We start from the raw sequence: 22,056 nt of genomic DNA, 5'->3' as shown, positions 1-22,056 counted from the left end.
ATTAAGGATTGATAAAACATGTTTGATAAACAACTTCTATCAATTCCTGGGGTCAAAAAATTAATTGCCAAGCTAAGTATTCTAGCAGTCGTCCAATCGGTCGCTATCATTCTAGAAGCCCTTTTTCTCTCACAGGCAATGGTGCTTACTTGGGAACAAAAAAAGATAGCAGCGTTAACCATACCTGTGCTATCTTTTTTTGTTGCTTTCGCATTAAGATACCTGATCACAAGAATTGAAAATCAAATTACCGATAAATTTGCCAGTCAGGCTAGTAGTCAGTTAAAAGAACAACTCCTACAAAAAGAATTCGAACTAGGACCCGCCATGGTCTCAAACATCGGATCAGGTCACATGGTAACCCTAGCACTTGAAGGGATTGATAAGGTCGAAAACTACCTTAACCTCATCTTGCAGAAGACCATTAACCTGGCGATCATTCCATGGATCATCCTTTTGTACTGCTTCTTCGTTAACTGGCTCTCAGCGGTCGTGATGCTACTGGTCTTTCCGGTAATCATCTTGTTCATGATTATTCTAGGACTCGCCGCTCAGGCTAAATCTGACCGACAGTATTCTGGCTTTAAAGAGATGTCCAATAACTTCATCGACAGCATGCGGGGGCTTAAGACCCTCAAGCTCTTTGGCCTCAGTAAATCCTACGGAGATAACATCTATCGGGTTAGTGAAAATTACCGAAAGAGCACGATGAGCGTGTTAAGGGTCGCTTTACTATCGACGTTTGCCCTCGACTTCTTTACGACCATGTCAATTGCCATCGTGGCCGTCTTATTAGGTGTGAAATTAATTAATGGAACGGTGACCTTGCTTCCAGCCCTAATCATCCTAATTCTCTGCCCGGACTACTTTTTACCGGTCAGAGATTACGGAAATGACTACCATGCCACTTTGGACGGCAAAAATGCCCTGATTGACATTAACAAGATTCTGGATTTACCAAGTCCAACCAGCAAAATTAAACTAACCAACTTTCACAACTGGACTAAGGACAGTACCTTAAAGGTCAGTGACTTAAACTTCAGTTACGACCAAAAGGAGGACAATATCGCTGATGCCAATTTCAATCTGAACGGATTCGTTAACATCGGAATCGTGGGTCGGTCTGGCTCGGGAAAGTCCACGCTTTTAAACCTCCTTGGAGGCTGGCTGTCTCCAACCAACGAAAACGGTCATCTCCCATTCAACGTTGACGGTCAAGCAGTTGACAGTCTCGCTCAATCGGAATGGCAGAAGCACATCAGTTACATCCCCCAGGATCCATACATCTTTGCCGGAAGCATTGCCCAAAACGTCGCCTTTTATAAACCCGATGCTAAGGCTTACGCCATTAACTCGGCCATCGAAAAAGCGGGTCTGTCTAAGTTTGTCGCCAGTCTTCCCGACAAGGCGAATACCAAGATTGGCGAAGGTGGCAGAGGAATTAGTGGCGGTCAGGCCCAAAGAATTGCCCTGGCCCGAACCCTGCTTGATACCGAGCGAACGATTCTCCTGTTAGATGAACCAACCGCCCATTTGGACATTGAAACCGAATATCAACTGAAACAAACCATGGTTCCGATCTTCAAAAACCACCTCGTCATCTTTGCGACCCACAGACTTCATTGGATGAACGAAATGGACTACATTCTAGTCATGGAAGACGGCAAAATCGTTGAACAAGGAACTCAAACTGAATTATCCAACCAAAACGGAGCCTACAAGCAATTGATTAGTGAGATTCGAGGTGGAAACAATGCGTAAACTACTTAAAAACGATACGTGGATTAAACCATACCTGACCAAGTACAAGGTCCTGTTATTCTGGGTCTTCTTTCTCGGAGTCTTGACCTTTGGGTGTGGGATTGGATTGATGTTCGTTGCCGGCTACTTAATTAGTCGTTCGGCCACTCATCCCTACAACATCCTGATCGTTTACGTCCCGGTCATCTTAACGCGGGCCTTCGGAATTGGCCGACCGGTCTTTAAGTACTTAGAGCGACTAAACAGTCATAACTGGGTCTTAAAGGTAACGTCCGCCCTTCGAAAACGGCTCTACACTACCCTGGAATCATCCGCCTTTTTTTTGAGTGAGAAATTTCAGACCGGTGATTTACTGGGCGTCCTAGCCGACGACATTGACCACCTTGAAAACCTGTACCTGAGAACCATATTTCCAACCCTTGTGGCCTACATCACGGGTATCATCATCATTGTAGCCTTAGGCATCATTAGTTGGCCCTATGCCATCTTCATGTTCGTTGCGTTTACCATCATTTTGTTCTTTGTCCCACTTGCCTCTGAGGCCATGCGGGGGGCTTCTAAGGAATACCAAAAGTCGCTACTCCACCAGTCTTATGAAAATCTGACGGATTCAACCCTTGGAATCGCGGACTGGATGATTTCCGGTCGAGAAAAGGGCTTTCTTAATCATGTCAGAAAAAACGACCCGAAGATTGCCAAGTCTAACGATCAGACCCACTTATTTGAGTGGAATCGTGAATTTCTCATTAAAGTGGTCTTCGCAATCGTCATCATCGGGACCCTGCTTTGGTCTAACCTGTACTTCAAGGGGTCACAGGAACTCGTTAACTACGCGGCCGCCTTCGTCATGGGAATCTTCCCACTGATGGATGCCTTCGTCCCAGTATCTCAAGCCTTAGAAGAGTGGCCAATGTACAGTGATTCGGTGGTCCACTTGAATCAACTTTCAGACGAAGAGAGGAAACCGTACGTCTCAGACGAAAAGTTGCCCGCCCCATCTGACTTTAATTCCATTAAACTCGATCACGTGACTTTTCACTACCAAGATGATCCAAGTGACATCATCAAAGACGTCTCGTTTAAGATTGATAAACACCACAAGTTAGCAATCATCGGACCCAGCGGAGTTGGAAAGACAACCCTCTTGCAGCTTTTAACCGGAGCGCTTACGCCAACGACTGGACACGTCTTAATCAACAACATCGACGCCTACAAGTTTGAGTCTGACAGCTATAAATGGTTCAGTGTCCTGGATCAGAGTCCGTTTCTATTTGACACGTCGGTCTTAAACAACGTCCGAATCGGAAACGAAACTGCTACTGACGAAGACGTCAAAAGGGCCATCAAGGCCGTAGGATTGTCTGATTACATTGAATCACTACCAGACGGCTATGAAACGAACGTCAAGGAAAACGGAATCAGATTCTCTGGCGGACAACGGCAACGAATTGCGCTCGCCCGCATTCTTTTGCAGGACAATCCAATTGTCCTACTAGATGAACCTACGGTGGGACTGGACCCGATTACCGAAAATAACCTGATTAACACCATCAGTCGAGTTTTAAAAGACAAAACCATGATTTGGGTTACCCATCACCTTCAAGGCTTAGACGAAATGAATGAGGTTATCTTCCTTGAAAACGGCGTCATCAAAATGGAAGGAAATCCGCAAGCATTGTATAAAAATAACGCCCGTTATCGTAGACTGTACGCAATGGACGTTGGGAAATAATTATTCGGTTATTTAGAATACTGAAACAATTCCGAAATGATGGTTTTAAGGACAGCGGTACTCTCAGATTGTGGTAACTGCGCAATTAGGTCAAAAGCGTCGTCTAAGTACTGCGTATAAATCTGACGCGCCGCTTGCATTCCGCCACTGTCACTCACAATTTTAGCAATTTCTTTTAGATCAGCTTTTTTAAGCTGGTCTTTTTTTAGGATTTTTTTTAACTTCGGACCGTCAGCGGTCTTGAAAGTTTCAATGACGGGCAAGGTATACACGCCCTCACTGGCATCGTGCAGAGTGGGCTTTTCGGTTTCAACGTCTGGCTCAAAGTCCAGGAGGTCGTCTCGAATCTGAAACGCCATCCCAAAGTTCAAACCAATCTGCTCAGCAATCTGGACGGTGTTATTGTCAGCCATTGAAAGAATGGCGCCCTCCCCCATTGCCACTTTGAAGAGTTCCGCCGTCTTTCCCTGAATTGAATCAAAGTAGTCCTGTTCACTTCGGTCTAAATCATACTTACTTTCGTCTTGGGCCAACTCGCCAAACAAGACGTCCTTCATGCTTTCAACGTTGTAACGCAAATTATCAAAACTCGGGGCATAGTCCAAAAGCATTTCAAAGTATTTCGTGAACAGGTAATCACCCAGGTAGATGGCTTCGCGCTGGCCAAATTGAGCGTTTAACGTATCTTCCCCCCGTCTTAGGTCCGATTGGTCAATGACGTCATCGTGGACCAAAGAAGCCAAATGAATGACCTCAATTGAAGCGGCGGCCTGGAGGAGTTTCTCTCGCTCAACTGCTTCCGTGCCAAAGTTACCCGCGATTAACAGGAGCGCCGCCCTTAGCATCTTGCCGTTTCCGTTAATTAGTTCTTCGATTCCCCGTTTAAACTCGGCCTCAGGAACCTGAATCTCTTTACTTATGAGTGATTGAACTTGAACCAGTTCAGATTCAATTTCAGGAAATTTATTCCAAATGGTTGTTTTCATGTCTTTTCCTTTTTTATGGTAACCTTACGATATTTTCATGGTACTATAATAACAGCATTATCCTTAATAATAATAACATTAACAATGACTTTCGGAGGCAAAACAATGAAGTGGAAATACTTTTATCAACTAACCGAGATGTACACCACCCCAGTCGACGTCTTAATCCTACTGTTCTGTGCCAGCTTTTCGTACTACTTTTACGGTTCTTTTAACTGGCTGTATGCCATCTGGGCTTTCTTCATCGTGTTCTTGATGCATCTGTTTTTAAACCTACATAACAACCTGGAAGACTACGAACACGCGACCGACGTGACCGACTACAAGCACGCTACCAGTATCATTGGTAAGTACCACCTAAGTACCCGGATGATCTGGAAATGGGTCGTAATAATGGGGATAATTGTCGCCGTCCTTGGACTCACGCTCGCATACCTCACCGGTTGGCCGACACTAATCATCGGCATCATCGGCTTTGGCCTCGGACTAGCCTACTCGGCGGGTCCGAGACCAGTGGACTCCACCCCATTTTGTGAACTTGCGACCGGCATGCTCATCATGTTTTTTGACCCGCTGGTCTACGTCTATCTAGGAAGCATTCATCGCTTTCACTTTTCCTGGGACAGTATCGTCGACGTCTTTTTGGTCACCATGTTCCTGTTTGTGCTTGCCTACATCACCCAACTCGCCAACAACACCTGTGACCTAAGAGAAGACATTGGGAATCATCGCTACACCCTGGTGTATTACATCGGACCATCAGACGCAATTAAATTATTTACAATTGTTTTCTGGTTGACAATCTTAATCATACCAATTTTATCCTTCTTTGGATACGTCCCAATCATCTCAAATTTAATTATTTTGGCTTATCCGCTGGCCTGGAAGAAAGTTAAAGTTTTTCAAACCAACCAGAACAAGCAAGAAGTCTATCATCAAATCGTTGGTGGGGTGACAATGTTAATGGGGTTGTATATCATTACATACATGATCGGAACCATCATCAAAATCTTTCTTTAATTCATTTACACTGGAGGTAAATCATGACCTGGAAGTATTTTTATCAACTAACTGAGATTTACACAACACCGCTGGACGTGACGTGGCTCATACTTGCGGCTAGTTTTTCTTATTATTACTACGGCTCGTTTAACTGGCTGTATGCCATCTGTGCCTTCGTGATTGTCATCGCCCTGCACCTATTTTTAAACATGCAGAACAACCTCGAAGACTACGAACACGCCACCGACAAGACGGACTACAAGCACAGTACGAGCACCATTGGGAGTAATCATCTGAGTCTCACGATGATTCGGCACTGGTTGTACGGTTTTGCCGCTTTCATTATAATCGCCGGTTTGATCCTGAGTTACTTTACCGGATGGCCCACGCTGGTCATCGGTGTAATTGGTTTTCTATTGGGACTGGCGTACTCGGCAGGACCAAAGCCCTTAGACGCCACCCCATTCTGTGAGTTAGCGGTCGCCACGTTAATTCCGTTCTTTGTTCCGCTGATTTACATGTACATGGGAAGCATCCACCGATGGAACTTCACCCTTATGAGTGTGCTGGACGCCTTTTTGGTGACACTATTACCGTTTATCCTCTTCTTTATCATCCAACTCGCAAACGACACGTGTGACCTCGAACAAGACATTGGAAATAACCGTCATACACTAGTCGACTACATCGGGAAAAAGAACGCCATTAAGGTGTTTGACTTGGTCTACTGGCTCTCAATCATCGTAATTCCGATTCTTTCTTTGGCAGTCGGCATCGTTCCTTACTTTGCCCTACTGACCATTCTAATTTATCCCTACGTTTGGACCAAAGTCAAAGTGTTCAAATTCAATCAAAACAAGGGGGAAATTTATAACGTCATCGTTAAAAACGTTTCACTGATCGTCATGTTGTACATTTTGACGTACATGATTGGTACCATTATCATCTACCTATTTAAATAAACCAAAAGCACTTCTTTAAATAAACTAAAAGCACTTCAGAATTTTCTGAAGTGCTTTTTTAGATCTAAAACTAATGATGATTACTAACGTACCACGCTAGTTGATTCAGTAATTTATTTTGGTACTCATCATACAGACTTCTCAAGGGATGCAGATGATCCACCTTGACAATCCACGGCTTATCGAAGTTTGTGTAGTGCACAATGACGGGATGATCCAACGCCTCAATTTGAGAACGTTGCCCGTCCGTCGTCTCACTTTTGCGGTACTTGCCTTTAATAAGGTTACTTTGCACGTTGTACTTGGAGGGTAATGCCTGCCAATCACCGTTAAAAATGGCATTTAAGGCGTCCTGATCCTGAAACCGTAACATTTCTGGATGGTCATTCGCAAGTCGCCGTGCTTTTTGTGAAATACCGGCGCTACGCCATTTCTTGGTATCAATTAGTAACAGGCCGGCGTTAAAGTAATGGCCAGTTTTCTCACTGATTCCCATCTCACGTAAGCGGTCCAAATAACCAGCATTTTCAACGGCGCCAATTACTTTCCCATTTAGATCAGCGTGATAAAGTTCATCAATGTTTCCCACACAAATCATATCAGCGTCAAGATAGAGAATCCTGGGACGGTCAATTTCTTCTGGAATATCAATGCGATAGTAAGTATTGCGTTTGATGATGCTGTTTGGGGCGTCCGTGTTGGCCTTCTGGTAGCGATCCTCGTGGGGCTTTAAAAATTTCACCGTTCGACAATTTCTAAAAAGTTTCGGGAGGGTAGCAATTAAGTTCTGATTTTTGGGATTTAGATGATCGTTGACGACAAAAAACTCAAAGTCAGCGTCAGGATTGTTTAAAAGGATGGAAGTGTAATTAATCGCCAGCGGCAGTGCCATGTTGTTGTCAGTGGTGGACGCAATCGTCAGTGGATGAGCCACTTCAATTGGTTTTTTCACTAGGCCCAGTCTCCGTTACGAAAGACGGGAACGACCGTCCCATCAGCTTTAACACCGTCGATGTTCATGTCGTCAGAACCCATCATGAAATCAACGTGTTCTTGACTGCTATTTAAGCCAGCCTGGTCTTGTTCTTCCGGACTCATCTCGGTCCCTCCAACAACACTGAATGGATAAGCAGCGCCCAGGGCCATGTGATCACTGGCATTTTCGTCGTACAGGGTGTTGTAGAAGATAATGCCCGATTGTGAAATTGGACTGGGATCCGGCACCAGTGAAACTTCTCCGAGCGAACGAACTCCCGGATCTGTGGCAAGGAAGTGGTCAAGTGTCTTTTGCCCCTTCTTGGCGGTAGCCTTTACGACCTGTCCGTCCTTAAAAGTGAACTCCATGTCTTCAATCAAAGTGCCAGAATAGCTTAACGGCTTCGTCGAAGTGACGTGACCGTTAATGCGGCGTTTGTCAGGAGCGGTGAAAACCTCTTCGGTCGGCATGTTGGGCATGAACTTAATGCCATCAACACTGGTACTGCCAGCCCCTACCCAGACGTGGTGCTTGGGCAATCCGACCTCCATGTCAGTTCGTGGGGAATGGTACTGCAGTGTGTCAAACTGTTCCTCATTTAACCAAGCTGCCTTTTCTTGGAGTTGGTCCTTGTGGTCCTTCCAAGCCTGAATGGGGTCGTCGTTATCAACTCGAGCGGTTTTGAAAATCTCGCGCCACAACTTATCAACGGATTCGTCATCCGGCAAGTCAGGAAAAACCTGTTTCGCCCAGGCTGTGTCAGCGGCACCCACGACCGTCCAGGTTAAGTCGTTATTCTGCGTAGCAACCCGGACCGCGTTCGTGGCCTTCCCCATGGCCGCCGTGTTTTTGGCCACTCGTTTGGGATCGATTTTGGCAAAAGCAGCCGGGTCCTCCGACAAAACTGAGATCCGAGCGGCATGCTTATCAACGATGTAGTTGGCCTCATCAATCATGTATTGGGGAATGTTTTCCAACCGGTCGTCACTGGCATGTTCTAAAAATTGTTGCGACACAAAGGTGTCGTCCCACTTAACCATCACATCGGCGGCCCCAGCTTTATAGGCTTCTTTCACAATCATGTGGGCCAAGTCCTGGTGATGATCAGAGATATACAGAACGACCGTCTGGCCCGGTTGGACGTTTACTCCGACCTTGACAATCAATTCCGCATACTTTTTTAAATTACGATCTAATTCTTCCTTCTTCATGTAATCATCCCTTCTTCTCTCGTTGCATCCATTCTATTGATTTTTATTTTCAATTACAATTAATAAGTGTAACGCTTTGCAATCAAAATTTAACTTACGGAATGTAAGTCCGAAACCACGGCTTTTCAACTTATCTGACTTCACAATTTCTCAGAAAGGGACTGGAGCAAGCGCGTGATACCGTGCTAAAATGGATGATATTACTTAACGAAACGGGAGGGATCGACGTGTCAAAAGCTGCCAAACGAGCAATTTTCATCCTGATTATTGCGAATTTTATCATTTGTTTAGGGATGAGTCTGGTAATTCCAGTCGAACCCTTCATTAAAAACGAATATCATCTAACCACCGCTCAGATGGGAACCATGACTTCACTATACGCCTTAGCTCAGTTCATCGGATCGCCGTTTGTGGGCCGGATTTCAGACAAGATTGGACGAGCACCAATTCTGGCTGGAGGTCTAATCCTTTATTCCGTCTCGGAAATGATGTTTGCGGCATCTAACACGCTGCTGTTATTCGATATTTCCCGACTAATTGGTGGAATTTCAGCCGCCATGGTGGTGCCAACGTCCATGGCAATGGCCGCTGACCTGTCGTCTTCAGAACAACGGGCCAAGGTCATTGGCCTGCTCTCAGCCGCTTTTAGTGGTGGTTTAATCATCGGTCCCGGGATTGGTGGTGCACTCGCCAAGTTTGGGTACAAGACGCCGTTCTGGTTTGCGGGCGTCCTTGGCATCATCGCCGTCATCTTCTTTGTCATAGGACTTCCCAAGCACATCAAACAGACCAATCAAAAAAATCCCGTCATGGAGGAAGTCCACATCACCGAAAAGGGCCTGAAGTCCATCTTAAACGGGACCATGATTGCCCTTTTTGCCATGATTTTAATCTCATCATTTGGCCTGCAGGGCTTTGAAAGTATCTACACGATCTACGTGAACCAGGTCTTTCACTTTACCCTTGATAACATTGCTGTCGTCCTAATCATCAACGGGATGATTTCTCTCGTCCTTCAGGTCGTCTTCTTCGATCGCTTAGTCCGAATGCGCGGTGAACTCGGTCTCATCCGCGACTGTTTCGTTCTTAGTTCCATCTGTATCGTCTGGATTCTGTTTGCTCACAGCAAAATCGAAGTCATCATTGCCACCCTAGTGGTCTTTTGTGCCTTTGACGTGCTCAGACCTGCCATTACAACACTTCTAACTCGTTTTGGCAAGAATAACCAGGGATTAATCAACGGCTTAAACATGTCACTAACCAGTGTTGGTAACATCATCGGACCCATCTTTTCCGGGGTTCTAATGGACATTAACCCGCACTATCCCTACACGATTGTCGCCATTATTTTACTGTTTTCGGCGTTCATAACATTTGTAGTTCGTTACGAAATGCGTCACACTAAGGGCGTCAAAAGTGATGAATAGAAACGGAGGAATTGCATATGGCAAAAAAAGTACTAATCTTAGGTGCCGCGGGACAAATTCCTAGCATCGTAATTCAAAAATTATTAAAGGACACCGACGTTGACATGACCCTACTAGCGCGTAACGCTAAAAGTCGGTTAACTGTCAGTGACCCCAAACGAGAAACTGTCGTTGACGGCGACATCAATGATAATGAAACCCTGACAAGCGTCATGAAGGGCCAAGACATCGTCTTTTCGGATGTTCCCCACGCTGAGGCAATGAGTTCCGTTATCAAGTCCATGGACCAGGCAGACGTTAAACGTTTAATCGTCGCTGGTCTCCTGGACGTTGACGATACGGTCGTTGGACCATTTAAGAAGTGGAACAACGAGATGATTGGCAGTACCTACGCCGATCCCAAGAAAGCCTATAAGGAACTGCTTGATTCCGACATTGACTACACCTACTTGAAGATGACCTGGCTTTATAACGACAAGAACAACGAAAAATACGAAGTTATTCCCGCTGGTAAACCGTTTAAGGGTGCGCAAGTCACCCGGGAAGCCATTGCCAAGTTAATCATCAGCATCATCGAAGACCCAAGTAAATACCAACGTGAAGACATTGGCGTGGTTGAGCCTGGTACGGAGAATCTGTCAAAACCTTCATTTTATTAAAAGTTAAACAATATAAATACCTTTAGATGGATTTTATCAATCCGATCTAAAGGTATTTTTCGTTATTTATAAAAAATATTAATCAAAAACTTTTTCTCTGAAAAATTATGTACCCTAACACTAAAAATGTGAGTGACCATCCCAATGTTCCAATCATTAATTGACCATTGCTCAAAAGAGTTGTTAAATGATAAGTTCCGTAGTTATAGTATTGATTAGTCAAGTTCAGCATATTAAAGGGATTCCATTTTAATATATTAGAAAATGAATTACTTTTATCTACTAAATTGCCTGAGACGAATTGACCAATCAAAACGATGAGAATATTAGTTGTAATAACTACCGCATTTGAATTAATAATGCACGATGCAATAAATACCAAACTAATTATCAATAAAGATGCAACCAAATCCACTAAATTAAAAATAATCATATTTATAATTAACGGACTGTGATATTGATATAAATCTAACCAATTTATTGACAAAGAAGTAAACGGAACTAACTGGAAAATAAAAAAGCAAATTATTGAAAATAAATGTAATATTATCGCATAACTACATGCAATCAGTACTTTAGCAAAATAAACGTCAGCTTTTTGCGGAGCTTTATAAAGGATCGTTAAAATCGCATTATTCTGATACTCCATCGTAAAAAGTGTCGAACAGACAATGATTAACACTAGTGGAATAATCTGATTTGAATCGTCATTTGTCATAGCTAACAAATTATTTTGTTGATTACCAGAAGCCATCTTAACAATGACCGTATAAACGGGAATTAAAAATGGTGCAATATAAACAATTTTTCGGTGAATACTTTTATAAAATTCCTGATGTAAACAACGTAGCATAACTAGATCCCCTCCATTTTAAATCCGTTGATGCTTAAAAATAAAATACCCAACAACAAAAAATCCTAGTCCATAAATAAGCGTGCCTATTATTAACTGAACATTACTTAAATTTGAAAATAGGAAGTACTTTTTATTAGATAATTGATTAATTACATAAATCATATTCAACGGATTCCATTTTATAAAATTGACTGAAGTCGGGATGCTTTTCATGATGGCGGTTGAGATATTCGATCCTAAAAACACGATTAATAGTCCCATTGCAATTACAAACGATTCATTTTGGGTTAAACAAATAAGAAGAAAAGTAAGTGCAATCACAAAAATCATATACAATAGATAACCAATGATATTCAATAAGAGGGAAATTAAAACAGTATGTTGATCATTAACAAGCGAAAACCAGGAAAATTCTTGATTAGCTAAAAAGAATGTAAATATCAAAGTCACAAAGGAACCAAGTCCTAATAAAGTTATTCCATAAAACATCACAATCATAAACTTAGATAAATAAATCTTGAATTTATTAGATGTTTTATAAAACAGAGTACTAATAGTATGATTACGGTATTCAATGGCAATAAAATCAGACGCAATCGCAATTAAAATCACGATGGACCATTGGCCCATACCGAAGCCTTGTGTAACCACTAAATTGTCATTATTTCCCGTTATGGCACTGTAAAGCATTAAAACAAACAAAATCGCAATTCCATATAAGGGTAATCTTTGGTGAACAAATTTATAAAATTCATGTCGTAAACTGGCAATCATTCTATTGAACCCCCTCTTTCTCCAGAATTTGGACTACAATCTTTTCCAAATTACCATTATCAGGAGTCAACTCTTCAAGATAAATACTATTATCAGCCAGAATTTCTTGAATTTTATCCAAATTGCTTCGATTAATTACATAAAAATCACTTTCATCAATAAAATCAACTTTGAATTTCTTTAAGATATCTTTTGTCTTATTCATATTTCGTGTAATTAATCGGTATTTTTGATCATTAGTTTCAAAAATTTCTTGTAATGACTTACTTAAAATTATTTTGCCATTTTTTAAAATTAAAATATCCGTCATGACTTTCTGTAATTCTGATAATATATGACTAGAAATTAAAAAGGCAGTCCCATTTTGGGCATATTCCCTAATGATCTTTCTAACACTAATGGTAGCTTCAATATCTAAACCGTTCATTGGCTCATCCAAAATAACTAAATCAGGCTTATTTAATAAAGCAATTGCAATCCCCAATTTTTGTTTCATTCCAATAGAATAATTTTTAGATTTTTGGTCAATGTATGAATTCATCTGTAATAACGAAACAATATGATGCATATCTGTTGAATCTTTACTATATAGTTTAAGGTTCTCCATCCCTGTTAAAAATGGATAAATAGCTGGATTTTCAACCAACGCTCCCACTTTTTTCAGTGCAATATGGTTAGTAGTGGTGACACTTTGACCATTTAAGGAAACTGACCCCTTAAACTTTAGAAGACCTAAAATTGTTTTCATAATCGTACTTTTACCGGCTCCATTAGGACCGATTAAACCTACAATTTCACCAGATTTAACTTCAAATGAAACATTTTTCAAAACATGATTTTTCCCAAAAGAAATACTAATATCTTTTACTGAAAGCATACCAATTCCTCTCTATAAACTTAACTATGGAACATTTCTGCTACGGTAAACACAAATCCAGATACTAAAATCAAAATTAAAACAATCCACCAATATCTAGCTAAGAATTCCCACACATTATTAATCGGATGATATCTTTCGTTAACGTTTTGAGGAGAATTGTATCCATTTTGATTAGATGAATTTTTATCTGGTTTATTACCAAATAACAACACCTCTACTGGAATTTGAAAAATTTTGGCAATTTTCTCAATTGTATTTAAATTTGGAGTAGTTTCACCAAGTTCCCATTTCGAAACTGTTTGACGGGTCACATATAAATCATTTGCCAACTCTTCTTGAGAAATTCCCTTTTCTTTTCGTAATTTTTGTAATTGCTGAGCAAAAATAATTTTCATTTATGTACTCCTTTAAGTTTTATTAATTTAAATATAACGTAGACAGAAAAATAATAAAGCACTCCTTTATAAGGAATAGCACTTCTAAGGTGGAATTATGTTAATTAATGTTTGCATAGTTAGGTGCATAACTGTTCCCAAATCACACACTATCAACGTGCAGTTAGCTGTTTTTTATTTTCACCATTCCTCACAAACTACGTTATAATTGACCATGTAATAGCTTTAAATAAAGGGAGCGTTTTATATGTTTAATGAAAAAGAAAGGGGTTTTGATGGATGGGCCCTAATTGCGGGAATTATCTTTGTTGCCGCTGGACTCTTTGTCTTCATCAAGCCATTTGCCACACTGCAGGCACTAGCCGTTATTTTAGGAATCGTGGCACTCTGCATTGGCCTGTACCACTTGGTGCTTCATCATCAACTGCAAAAGAACTTTGATGTTTCGGGATACTTGATTATCATCAATGGAATTATCGATATCATCATTGGTCTGATCCTGTTATTCAGCCGATCATTTGGCTTCTACCTCATCGCCATCGCCTTTGCGATCTGGTTCATCGTTGACTCTGGTCTAAGCATCTACTCGGTAACCAAAGCACAACAGAAGTCAGCCAAACGTTACTACTGGTTAATCGTAACGGCCGGCATCATCGGAATCATCATTGGAATTATCCTATTGTTTACCCCATACCTTTCAAACGCCGTTGTTATTATCTTCATCGGGATCTACTTCATCGTTGAAGGAATTAAGTTATTGGTAATGGCATTTTAAATTAGGGATTAATTAAAAAGGATTCACATGAAAAATAATGATAAAAAAATCCAACATTTTTGGAATAATCTGTTGAGTAAAAATACGGCTCAAAAAACTAAAACTAATGATATGGGTCAAATTATTATCGATCCCGATTCAGATGACCAATCACTAATTGATTGGTATCTCAAAGGTTAAGCAAACCAAAAATGGCTTCACGTACCCAAATACGTGAAGCCATTTTCTCTTGTCAATTTTATTTAAATTAATGAGTTGCCCAGAAGCAGCATGATAAACACAAGCACGAGGTCCAAGTAAACGAAGCTACTTACGACCTGCCACTTGCCCATCGTGTAACTCGACCAAATCGAATTAATGATAATAAACACCAGTTCAATGTAAATCACCAGGGCAATCAAACTACCGCCGACCATCGTGAAACCACCAATGACGGAATGCGGACCAAGGTGAAGGTGAAACGGTCCAAATTTCAGCCAAAAAACCACGACCGCTGACTGAATGACCAACAGGACGCTCAACACCACGTTAATCCAGAACATGATGCTGTTTTTAATGAGTAAGGGTTCTAACTGCCGATGAATCAAGAAGTAGCCGATTGCCGTCAAAATCACCATCACTAACAGGGTAATTCCAATAATCTCGAGATTAGCACTCAAAAGTTGCTTATGACTCTCGGTCACGATATTAATCTTGCGTCCCGTCCACGTGATGATGTCGCATCCCAAGATGAACACCATCCAGTAGATCAACATCATCCAAAACTTAGGATACAGACTAATCGGGTGATAAATCATGAAGGCATAAACGGCGGTAAAGAACAGCACAGCTAACACAAAGTACGGTCGATTCATTACGGAAGCGGCTGCTCCACAAATCAAGGTCGAAGCCGCGAGCCACGACCACTGATAACCCTTCCCCTTTGACTCAAAGAAAGCCATTGGAACCGCCATAAAAATGAAGATTAGACCAATCTCAGCCGACAGGTGAAAAGCTTCATAATAAAGTAAGTCTAAAATGACGAAAGCATACGCTACGAATTCCAGCGATAACGTTTTGAATTGACGCGTCTTGACAAGTTTTTTTAACATGAAATTCCCCTTTATTAGTTCTTCTGGTATCTATTTTACACCCAATTAAACTCAATTTTCTAAATGTTTGTACTATCGTGAGCGTTTGGGTATGATGAAATTGAGCCCAGGAGGTTAATAAAATGGAAGACATTGATATTGATGAACTCAATCCCACCACGATGGTGGAATACTTTGAAAATGAACGGAAAAATAAATTCGACGTTGGTTACATTTTAAAACATAACGACAAGTATGCGCTGATGAGGACCATTGACCTCGAAGGTCGTCTTGATAACTACGAATTAATCGATCTGACGAAAGAAGTTCCGGTTTTTAACACGGGAACTCCGTACTTAAAACAGATGATCGAGTATCGGACCCTTGCGACCGAATATGGGCTTAAGGATACACCACAAATTAAAACAATTGAAGACCTTCCTTTTAAGAATCCACTTCAGGAGGTCCTTGATTATCTGTCACGGAGTGAAGTGAATTTTGAAGTCGTCACAATTAACAAGAAGAACCAGAAAAAAGACCGCATCGGCTACATGAAAAATCGAGAACCGTCCAATTTCTCACTGATTTCACGAGCCGTTGACGATCCGTTTGACCCCATTTTAAATGAGGAACACAAGATCAAACTCAAAAAGATCGAGATTGTGTGTTTCAATTCATGGGAGCTCATCTTTTTGACTGATCTAATCAAAAATGATTAGGAGGAGATTTATGTCCAAGTCAACTAAGATTATTATTGCCATCGCTGTTGTACTTGTAATCGTACTACTCGTCTGCATGGCGTTAGTACTGTTAATTCCCGGTCCAATTGGTGAAATTTCAAACGCAGTTTAAGGTTCAAATTAAAAAGGTGATCACGCGATTCGATCGTGTGGTCACCCTTTTCGTTAATAACAGTATTTAAAATCATTCTAGAACCAAACTAATCCTGCCGCTCCTTAAGCTTCCCCCGAAAATCAGACAACTGATGGTAGCCCTTGTGAAGCATGATATCTGTCAGTTCAGAATCCAAACGTGAAAAGATTTCATGGCCTTCCTTTAAAAGGGCCGTTCCGACCTCAACCACATCAGCACCACACAGGATTAACTCAAAGGCATCCTTTCCAGTACGAACGCCACCAGTTCCGATAATCTTGATTTCTGACTTCAAACGCTTTCTGAAAGCTCGTACATTAGCTAACGCCACGGGCTTGACGTATGAACCACCGATTCCGCCAAAACCACCCTTGGGGGAAATGACTGCTGATTCGGTGTCAGCGTCCACAATTAAGCCGTTACCAACACTGTTAATGGTGTTGATGTAGGTCAAGGGATACTGGTTCAAAATCTTACTTATGGCGTCGTATTGTTGTAGGTCAAAATACGGTGGTAACTTGAGGCCCAGTGGCTTGGTGTAAAAACTAAAAATGGCTTCCATGGCCGCGTGAACGGCCGCAAAATCGTAACCAATCTGAGGCTTGCCAATCACATTTGGACACGACAAGTTAAGCTCACAGAGACCAGTAAAGCTACTGTCTTGAATTTTTCTTAGAGCCGTGATGTTGTCACCAAGGGAGGTTCCCGAGATTGATAAATCGATTGGCTTATCAATCTGATTCTGTTCAATGTAATCAAGATAGTATGCCAGTCCCTTGTTTGGCAGTCCCATGGAATTGATACTGCCAAATTCTGTTTCAGCGTAGCGCGGCTTGGGATTTCCTTTACGTGGCTCTAACGTGGCACTCTTGGTCGTCACGCCACCAGCTTCGGATTTCAGGATTTGATTCATCTCTTCGGCGGTTTCGTCAAAGACTCCAGCGGCATTTAAAAAGGGATGGGCAAACGTTTCGTTACCGATCTGTGTTGCAATTGAAATGTGATCCATTGTAAATAACTCCTTTGGTATATAAAAAGTCACAACTACTAGTGGGCATTCAGAGAAGTTCCCATTTGTCATAGTTGCGACCGCGATTAGTTTAATTAGGATGGACAATCTTTTGGATTCTCTGAACCAATTAAAGATTGATTGTCATTATCATAACGACCCCCACCCTCAATTGTCAACTTAGAAAACCTGCCTAAAAAATAATTGACTTTCTACGTCAATTTAGTTAGAGTATTTATCAAATAAATCGAGACTACTTTAATTCAATCCAGAGAGATTGAAAAGTTAACTGGTCATGTCAAAAAGTGGGCGTGCTACGTTAATTTGTAGTAGGCCCTTTATTTATGCAATTCAACCAAGTGAAAATCTAGGAGGATCAAATGGCATATTCATACAAGCATGACTTAGTGACGGTCTCTGACATGGACGAGAAACAAGTTTTACATAAGATTAAATTGGCGCAACTCTTCAAAGAGGGCAAGTCGGTGCACCTAAACCGCCCCACCTACGCAATGAACCTCTTCTTTGAGAACAGTACCAGAACGCACACCAGCTTTGAGATGGCGGAACGCAGACTCGGAATCCAGGTCCTTCAGTTTAACGCCAACACTAGTTCAGTCACCAAGGGTGAGACCCTCTCCGACACCATCAAAACGCTTCAGGCGATTGGCGTTGACATCGCGGTGATTCGGCATCCCGAAAACGAGTACTACCGACAACTACTGGACGACAACCTGAAAATCAGCGTCGTTAACGGTGGTGACGGAAGCGGTCAACACCCGTCGCAATCACTGCTTGATATGATGACCATCTACCAGGAATTTGGCACCTTCAAGGATTTAAACGTCGGCATCATTGGCGATTTAAACCACTCCAGAGTGGCCCGTTCCAACATGGAACTTTTAACTAAACTCGGAGCGCACGTGTCGTTTGCGGGTCCCGACCAGTGGTACGACCCGCAATTTGAGGAGTACGGTAAGCATTTAACCGTTGACGAACTGGCCCACAAATCCGACATCGTGATGTTACTCAGGGTGCAAAAGGAACGCCTCGGAAAAGAACTGGCGAACTTTGACGCCACCAGTTACCACGAACAATTTGGCTTAACTAAGGAGCGCTACCAAACGATGAAGGATAACGCCATCATCATGCACCCCGCTCCCGTCAACCGGGGAATTGAGATTGATTCCGACCTCGTCGAAGCCGACAAGTCCCGAATCTTTAAACAGATGACGAATGGGATGTACATGCGCATGGCCATTTTGACCGACGTCCTCGTTAATAAGGGCATTGTGAATAAAGCAGATATTGAGGGAATTGACGAACGATGAAAATTTTAATTCAAAACGGGCAACTTTTTCAAAATCAAGCGCTCAAACGGTGTGATTTACTGTTAGATGATGGTGTTATTAAACAAATTAAACCTCAAATTGAGCCAACGCAAACCGACAGGGTCATTGACGCCATGAATAAGGTGGTACTGCCCGGTTTGGTGGACGTGCACGTTCACTTCAGAGACCCCGGTCAAACGGAAAAGGAAACCGTAAAAACCGGTAGTGAAGCGTCCGCTCACGGTGGTTACACGACCGTTTGTGCCATGCCAAACGTCATGCCCGTCCCCAATACTCCTGATAAACTAAAATCAATGATTGAACATAACCTGCAACAGGGCGTTGTCAACGTGAAACAGTTCGCCCCCGTCACTTACAACGAACGTGGTGACCAACTCGTAAACTTTGCCGAGATGAAACAGGCTGGAGCCGTGGCCTTCAGTAACGATGGGATTGGGATTCAGAGCGCCCAGACCATGTACAAGGCCATGAAAAAGATCGCTCAAACTGGATTGCCTCTGGCTGCCCACGTCGAAGACCGCTCGTTAATGAACGGCGGCGTCATTAATGAAGGATTAGCAGCTCAAAAACTTGGCCTAAAGGGCGTTCCTGAAGTGACGGAAACCAGCCAACTAGCTCGCGACCTCGAACTAGCACGCGCTAGTGGCATTCATTACCACGTCTGTCACGTCTCAACAGCGCGCAGTGTGGAACTGATTCGACGAGCTAAAGCGGATGACGTCAACGTCACCGCCGAGGTCTCTCCCCATCACCTGCTATTAGACGATTCCATGATTACCAGTGACGACCCCATGTACAAGATGAATCCGCCACTGAGAACCAAAAAAGACCGGCAAGCGTTACTAGATGGATTGCTTGACGGAACCATCGACATGATTGCGACCGACCACGCTCCCCACACTGTCTCTGATAAGGGGCATTCCTTTAACGATGCGGCTTTCGGGATCACCGGCATCGAAACGGCCTTTCCACTACTGTACACCAGACTGGTTGAAACCGGTCAGGTGACTTTGAGTCAACTATTAGAATGGATGAGTGGCAAGCCAACCGCCTCCTTCAATCTCTCAAAAGAAAACCAAATCAAGGTTGGCAATCACGCCAATTTCTCAGTCTGGAATCTCGATGCCCCGCACCAAATTACAACCAAAAACATGAAATCAAAGGGAATTAATTCGCCGTTTATTGGCAAGCAAGTCGATGCACAAAACCTTATGACCTTTGTTAACGGCCAAATCGTTTATCACTCATAATTAAAAAAATGCTTTACGTAATTAAATACGTAAAGCATTTTTACTATTGCTAGTTTAAATTAAGTCTTCAACAATGGCAGCGTTGAACTGATCCAAATCATCCGGAGTTCGACTCGTAATCAAGTGATGATCCTTTACAACCGGTTCATCTTTCACAATGGCACCAGCGTAGTAAATATCAGTTTGAACCGTCTTATAAGCGGTCATCGTGCGACCTTTAACCAGTCCCGTCTGCATGAACAATTGGGGACCATGGCAGATCGCAAACGTTGGCTTGTCAGCTAACAAGAAACTTCTCGCAAATTTAACAAACCGTGGGTCACCCCGCAGTTGATCTGGTGAAAAGCCACCGGGAACTAGCAAAGCATCAAAGCTTTCCGGCATAACATCGGCAATTCCAGCGTCAACCTTGGTCTTGTGTCCGTGTTTACCAGTGATCTCTTCGCCAGCCTTCTTATCGATGATCGTAATATCGTGACCAGCTTTTTTCAATGCTTCGACTGGTGAAGTCAATTCAACATCTTCAACGTCATTAGTTACAAGTACAGCTACTTTAGCCATTTCTTATCACTTCCTTACCTATAATTTTACATGGAATGAAATTTCAGGGAAAATATTTTGCTTAACAATTTATCACAATTTTAGAACCAATGAAACTTAACGGAAATTTGATTTACACTTCTCACGGAAAGCCGCTATAATTAACGTAACTACATTTTCCAGAATTCGAGGGTATTTTATGAACAAGTCCAAACATGACGTCAACCTAGTTTGCGTGACGGTCGCATCCTGCATCATCTTCGTCTTAGTGATCCTGATAGGATGTCTGTTAGTCTCAACTCATCACGCCAAGGCTAAAAACCAACAACTTATGACTAAGATTAGGACAACCCGGCAGGAAACCAATACGTTAAACGCCAAAAAGACCACGCAAAAAGTTCAAAAGCAGCACCAGACCGGAGTCGACATCACATCCATTCAGAAAAATAACGACCAGGTCTACCAAAAGGCCATGAAGATGGCATACATGGCCAAATCAAGCAAACAGCGTCAAGCCGTTAGTAAGCAGTTTAAAAAGGATCGTTTCGATCCAGCCTTTACTAAAACGGTTCTAAGTACCAAGGGACACAATAAAAAATACCTAAACCAAAAGATTGAGGACGTCTCCGTCAACAACGCTCGTTACGACAGCCAGTCTCAATCCTACAACTCGATGATCACCATTACCTTTGCCTCAAGGAAGAATAAGAAGCCAAACGTCTTGAATTACGTCGTTAACTACAACGTTAAGAAACGAAAGACGACCCTCGTTGGGACTTCATGGACCAGCACGTTCGTGGCGTTAGGAGGTCAAGAAATCAATGGCTAAAAACAACAAATTTCACCTCAATAAAAACGTCAGTGTTCTAGCAATCATGTTCGTAATCATTGTCGTCTTGCTCCTCGCCATCTTCACCCTGATGATTCATAATGACACCATTAACACCCAGGTTAAAACTAATCAGGCCACTCTTTCTGCCGAGCAGAAGACGTACAACCAACGGTTTAACTCCCTAAACAAGCGTTATAAGAATCGCCTTTTAAACACCGATAATCAAAAGGCCGGAAGTATTCTGCAAAACCAACACATGGCTGACACGACCTACAAGAACCTAAACGAATTCTTCCAGATTTTCTATACCTACAACAACGACGATCAATTTCTGGCACGGCCCCAAGTCCTAAGGGAAGCTGGACTCATTGGACCAAATTATGCCAGCAACCAAAGAGTCTTTGGTAAACAGGGAAACAAGCAAACCAAGGATAAGGTCAAAAGCATGGGCGTCAAGAGTAAAATGGTCGGGCTACAGATGTACGACAATCCCAACAGTCCCGAAACGATTAAAAAGATTCGCGTCATCGTCACGTACGCAACCAAGTACAACCAAAATGGCGGTGACAACGTCGACAAGCTTGGCGACGTGCTGTACAACACCAAGACCAACCAAGTCTTAAGCTATCAGCCAATTGTAACCGTGGGCCACTCATTAGTGACGAAGTGGGACCAATGAAAATAGCCTTCAGGAAATTCCTGAAGGCTATTTTTTTAAACTAATTTAACTTAAT

Annotated in this window: 24 protein-coding genes; 14 read left to right on the top strand and 10 right to left on the bottom strand. The window is 42.3% G+C overall.

All coding sequences use genetic code 11. The features are described from left to right. Positions 1-18: 18 nt before the first annotated feature. Together cydD and cydC are read left to right on the top strand one after the other, a co-directional pair. Positions 19-1,761 (top strand): thiol reductant ABC exporter subunit CydD, encoded by a 1,743-nt coding sequence (cydD, locus tag AC6UDF_RS00140; RefSeq protein ID WP_500693273.1) that lies wholly within the window; start codon positions 19-21, stop codon positions 1,759-1,761. Next, positions 1,754-3,493 carry a thiol reductant ABC exporter subunit CydC gene (gene cydC, locus AC6UDF_RS00135; protein WP_500693272.1) on the top strand — a complete coding sequence of 580 codons (1,740 nt, stop codon included), beginning with the start codon at positions 1,754-1,756 and terminating at the stop codon, positions 3,491-3,493. Before cydD ends, cydC begins: the two co-directional genes overlap by 8 nt. A gap of 8 nt (positions 3,494-3,501) precedes the next feature. On the opposite strand, the gene AC6UDF_RS00130 is transcribed toward cydC, so the two are convergent. Then, positions 3,502-4,479, bottom strand: a complete 978-nt coding sequence (locus tag AC6UDF_RS00130) for a polyprenyl synthetase family protein (RefSeq protein WP_500693271.1) — start codon at positions 4,477-4,479, stop codon at positions 3,502-3,504. Positions 4,480-4,584: 105 nt separating this feature from the next. Between AC6UDF_RS00130 and AC6UDF_RS00125 the strand changes: the two genes are divergently transcribed. Both AC6UDF_RS00125 and AC6UDF_RS00120 read left to right on the top strand, forming a co-directional pair. After that, on the top strand, positions 4,585-5,499 hold the full coding sequence (locus AC6UDF_RS00125; RefSeq protein ID WP_500693270.1) for a prenyltransferase: 915 nt from the start codon (positions 4,585-4,587) through the stop codon (positions 5,497-5,499). Positions 5,500-5,522: 23 nt separating this feature from the next. Continuing rightward, positions 5,523-6,443, top strand: a complete 921-nt coding sequence (locus tag AC6UDF_RS00120; protein WP_500693269.1) for a prenyltransferase — start codon at positions 5,523-5,525, stop codon at positions 6,441-6,443. A 70-nt stretch (positions 6,444-6,513) separates the two neighbouring features. Here AC6UDF_RS00120 and AC6UDF_RS00115 read toward each other — a convergent pair whose 3' ends face one another. Next, positions 6,514-7,395, bottom strand: coding sequence for a glycosyltransferase family 8 protein (locus AC6UDF_RS00115; RefSeq protein WP_500693268.1), 882 nt, complete (start codon positions 7,393-7,395; stop codon positions 6,514-6,516). Then, the gene (locus AC6UDF_RS00110) at positions 7,395-8,630 is read right to left on the bottom strand and encodes an aminopeptidase (protein WP_500693267.1); all 1,236 of its coding nucleotides are present in this window, start codon (positions 8,628-8,630) and stop codon (positions 7,395-7,397) included. The genes AC6UDF_RS00115 and AC6UDF_RS00110 overlap by 1 nt, the downstream gene beginning before the upstream one ends. Before the next feature lie 227 nt (positions 8,631-8,857). Between AC6UDF_RS00110 and AC6UDF_RS00105 the strand changes: the two genes are divergently transcribed. Together AC6UDF_RS00105 and AC6UDF_RS00100 are read left to right on the top strand one after the other, a co-directional pair. After that, on the top strand, positions 8,858-10,057 hold the full coding sequence (locus AC6UDF_RS00105; protein WP_500693266.1) for an MFS transporter: 1,200 nt from the start codon (positions 8,858-8,860) through the stop codon (positions 10,055-10,057). Between the two features lie 17 nt (positions 10,058-10,074). Further along, positions 10,075-10,716, top strand: coding sequence for an NAD(P)H-binding protein (locus tag AC6UDF_RS00100; RefSeq protein ID WP_500693265.1), 642 nt, complete (start codon positions 10,075-10,077; stop codon positions 10,714-10,716). Positions 10,717-10,798: 82 nt separating this feature from the next. On the opposite strand, the gene AC6UDF_RS00095 is transcribed toward AC6UDF_RS00100, so the two are convergent. From AC6UDF_RS00095 to AC6UDF_RS00080, 4 genes are read right to left on the bottom strand one after another with little or no spacing between them, the layout of a single operon-like run. Next, a complete protein-coding gene (locus AC6UDF_RS00095; protein WP_500693264.1) occupies positions 10,799-11,569 on the bottom strand; it encodes an ABC transporter permease in 771 nt (256 codons plus the stop codon). Positions 11,570-11,587: 18 nt separating this feature from the next. Beyond that, the gene (locus AC6UDF_RS00090) at positions 11,588-12,346 is read right to left on the bottom strand and encodes an ABC transporter permease (protein ID WP_500693263.1); all 759 of its coding nucleotides are present in this window, start codon (positions 12,344-12,346) and stop codon (positions 11,588-11,590) included. A gap of 1 nt (position 12,347) precedes the next feature. Further along, positions 12,348-13,223 carry an ABC transporter ATP-binding protein gene (locus tag AC6UDF_RS00085; protein WP_500693262.1) on the bottom strand — a complete coding sequence of 292 codons (876 nt, stop codon included), beginning with the start codon at positions 13,221-13,223 and terminating at the stop codon, positions 12,348-12,350. Positions 13,224-13,243: 20 nt separating this feature from the next. Further along, positions 13,244-13,621, bottom strand: a complete 378-nt coding sequence (locus AC6UDF_RS00080; RefSeq protein WP_500693261.1) for a helix-turn-helix transcriptional regulator — start codon at positions 13,619-13,621, stop codon at positions 13,244-13,246. A gap of 247 nt (positions 13,622-13,868) precedes the next feature. Here AC6UDF_RS00080 and AC6UDF_RS00075 point away from each other — a divergent pair, with 247 nt between their 5' ends. Next, positions 13,869-14,396 carry a DUF308 domain-containing protein gene (locus AC6UDF_RS00075; RefSeq protein WP_500693260.1) on the top strand — a complete coding sequence of 176 codons (528 nt, stop codon included), beginning with the start codon at positions 13,869-13,871 and terminating at the stop codon, positions 14,394-14,396. 27 nt (positions 14,397-14,423) lie between these two features. After that, entirely contained in the window at positions 14,424-14,576 is a 153-nt protein-coding gene (locus AC6UDF_RS00070; RefSeq protein WP_500693259.1) for a hypothetical protein, read from the top strand. Between the two features lie 62 nt (positions 14,577-14,638). On the opposite strand, the gene AC6UDF_RS00065 is transcribed toward AC6UDF_RS00070, so the two are convergent. Next, on the bottom strand, positions 14,639-15,487 hold the full coding sequence (locus AC6UDF_RS00065) for a hypothetical protein (RefSeq protein ID WP_500693258.1): 849 nt from the start codon (positions 15,485-15,487) through the stop codon (positions 14,639-14,641). Between the two features lie 122 nt (positions 15,488-15,609). Between AC6UDF_RS00065 and AC6UDF_RS00060 the strand changes: the two genes are divergently transcribed. Next, positions 15,610-16,185 (top strand): hypothetical protein, encoded by a 576-nt coding sequence (locus tag AC6UDF_RS00060; protein ID WP_500693257.1) that lies wholly within the window; start codon positions 15,610-15,612, stop codon positions 16,183-16,185. Between the two features lie 10 nt (positions 16,186-16,195). Continuing rightward, on the top strand, positions 16,196-16,318 hold the full coding sequence (locus tag AC6UDF_RS00055; RefSeq protein ID WP_500693256.1) for a hypothetical protein: 123 nt from the start codon (positions 16,196-16,198) through the stop codon (positions 16,316-16,318). 88 nt (positions 16,319-16,406) lie between these two features. On the opposite strand, the gene AC6UDF_RS00050 is transcribed toward AC6UDF_RS00055, so the two are convergent. After that, the gene (locus tag AC6UDF_RS00050; RefSeq protein ID WP_500693255.1) at positions 16,407-17,348 is read right to left on the bottom strand and encodes a dihydroorotate oxidase; all 942 of its coding nucleotides are present in this window, start codon (positions 17,346-17,348) and stop codon (positions 16,407-16,409) included. 380 nt (positions 17,349-17,728) lie between these two features. Here AC6UDF_RS00050 and AC6UDF_RS00045 point away from each other — a divergent pair, with 380 nt between their 5' ends. Next, complete coding sequence (locus tag AC6UDF_RS00045; RefSeq protein ID WP_500693254.1) at positions 17,729-18,679, top strand: aspartate carbamoyltransferase catalytic subunit; 951 nt, start codon at positions 17,729-17,731, stop codon at positions 18,677-18,679. Then, positions 18,676-19,950: a dihydroorotase gene (gene pyrC / locus AC6UDF_RS00040; protein ID WP_500723710.1), complete on the top strand. Its 1,275-nt coding sequence runs from the start codon at positions 18,676-18,678 to the stop codon at positions 19,948-19,950. The genes AC6UDF_RS00045 and pyrC overlap by 4 nt, the downstream gene beginning before the upstream one ends. Before the next feature lie 54 nt (positions 19,951-20,004). On the opposite strand, the gene AC6UDF_RS00035 is transcribed toward pyrC, so the two are convergent. After that, the gene (locus tag AC6UDF_RS00035; RefSeq protein ID WP_500695500.1) at positions 20,005-20,511 is read right to left on the bottom strand and encodes a type 1 glutamine amidotransferase domain-containing protein; all 507 of its coding nucleotides are present in this window, start codon (positions 20,509-20,511) and stop codon (positions 20,005-20,007) included. 178 nt (positions 20,512-20,689) lie between these two features. On the opposite strand from AC6UDF_RS00035, the gene AC6UDF_RS00030 reads away from it, so the two are divergent. Continuing rightward, a complete protein-coding gene (locus AC6UDF_RS00030) occupies positions 20,690-21,319 on the top strand; it encodes a hypothetical protein (protein WP_500696321.1) in 630 nt (209 codons plus the stop codon). Further along, on the top strand, positions 21,312-22,001 hold the full coding sequence (locus AC6UDF_RS00025; protein ID WP_500723708.1) for a hypothetical protein: 690 nt from the start codon (positions 21,312-21,314) through the stop codon (positions 21,999-22,001). Before AC6UDF_RS00030 ends, AC6UDF_RS00025 begins: the two co-directional genes overlap by 8 nt. The last annotated feature ends 55 nt before the right edge of the window (positions 22,002-22,056 follow it).

The sequence above is a fragment of the Fructilactobacillus sp. X2R6C1 genome (genome assembly GCF_059901295.1).
The sequence above is the reverse complement of the archived record's forward strand: the minus strand, read 5'-3'. Positions and strand labels throughout refer to the sequence as shown.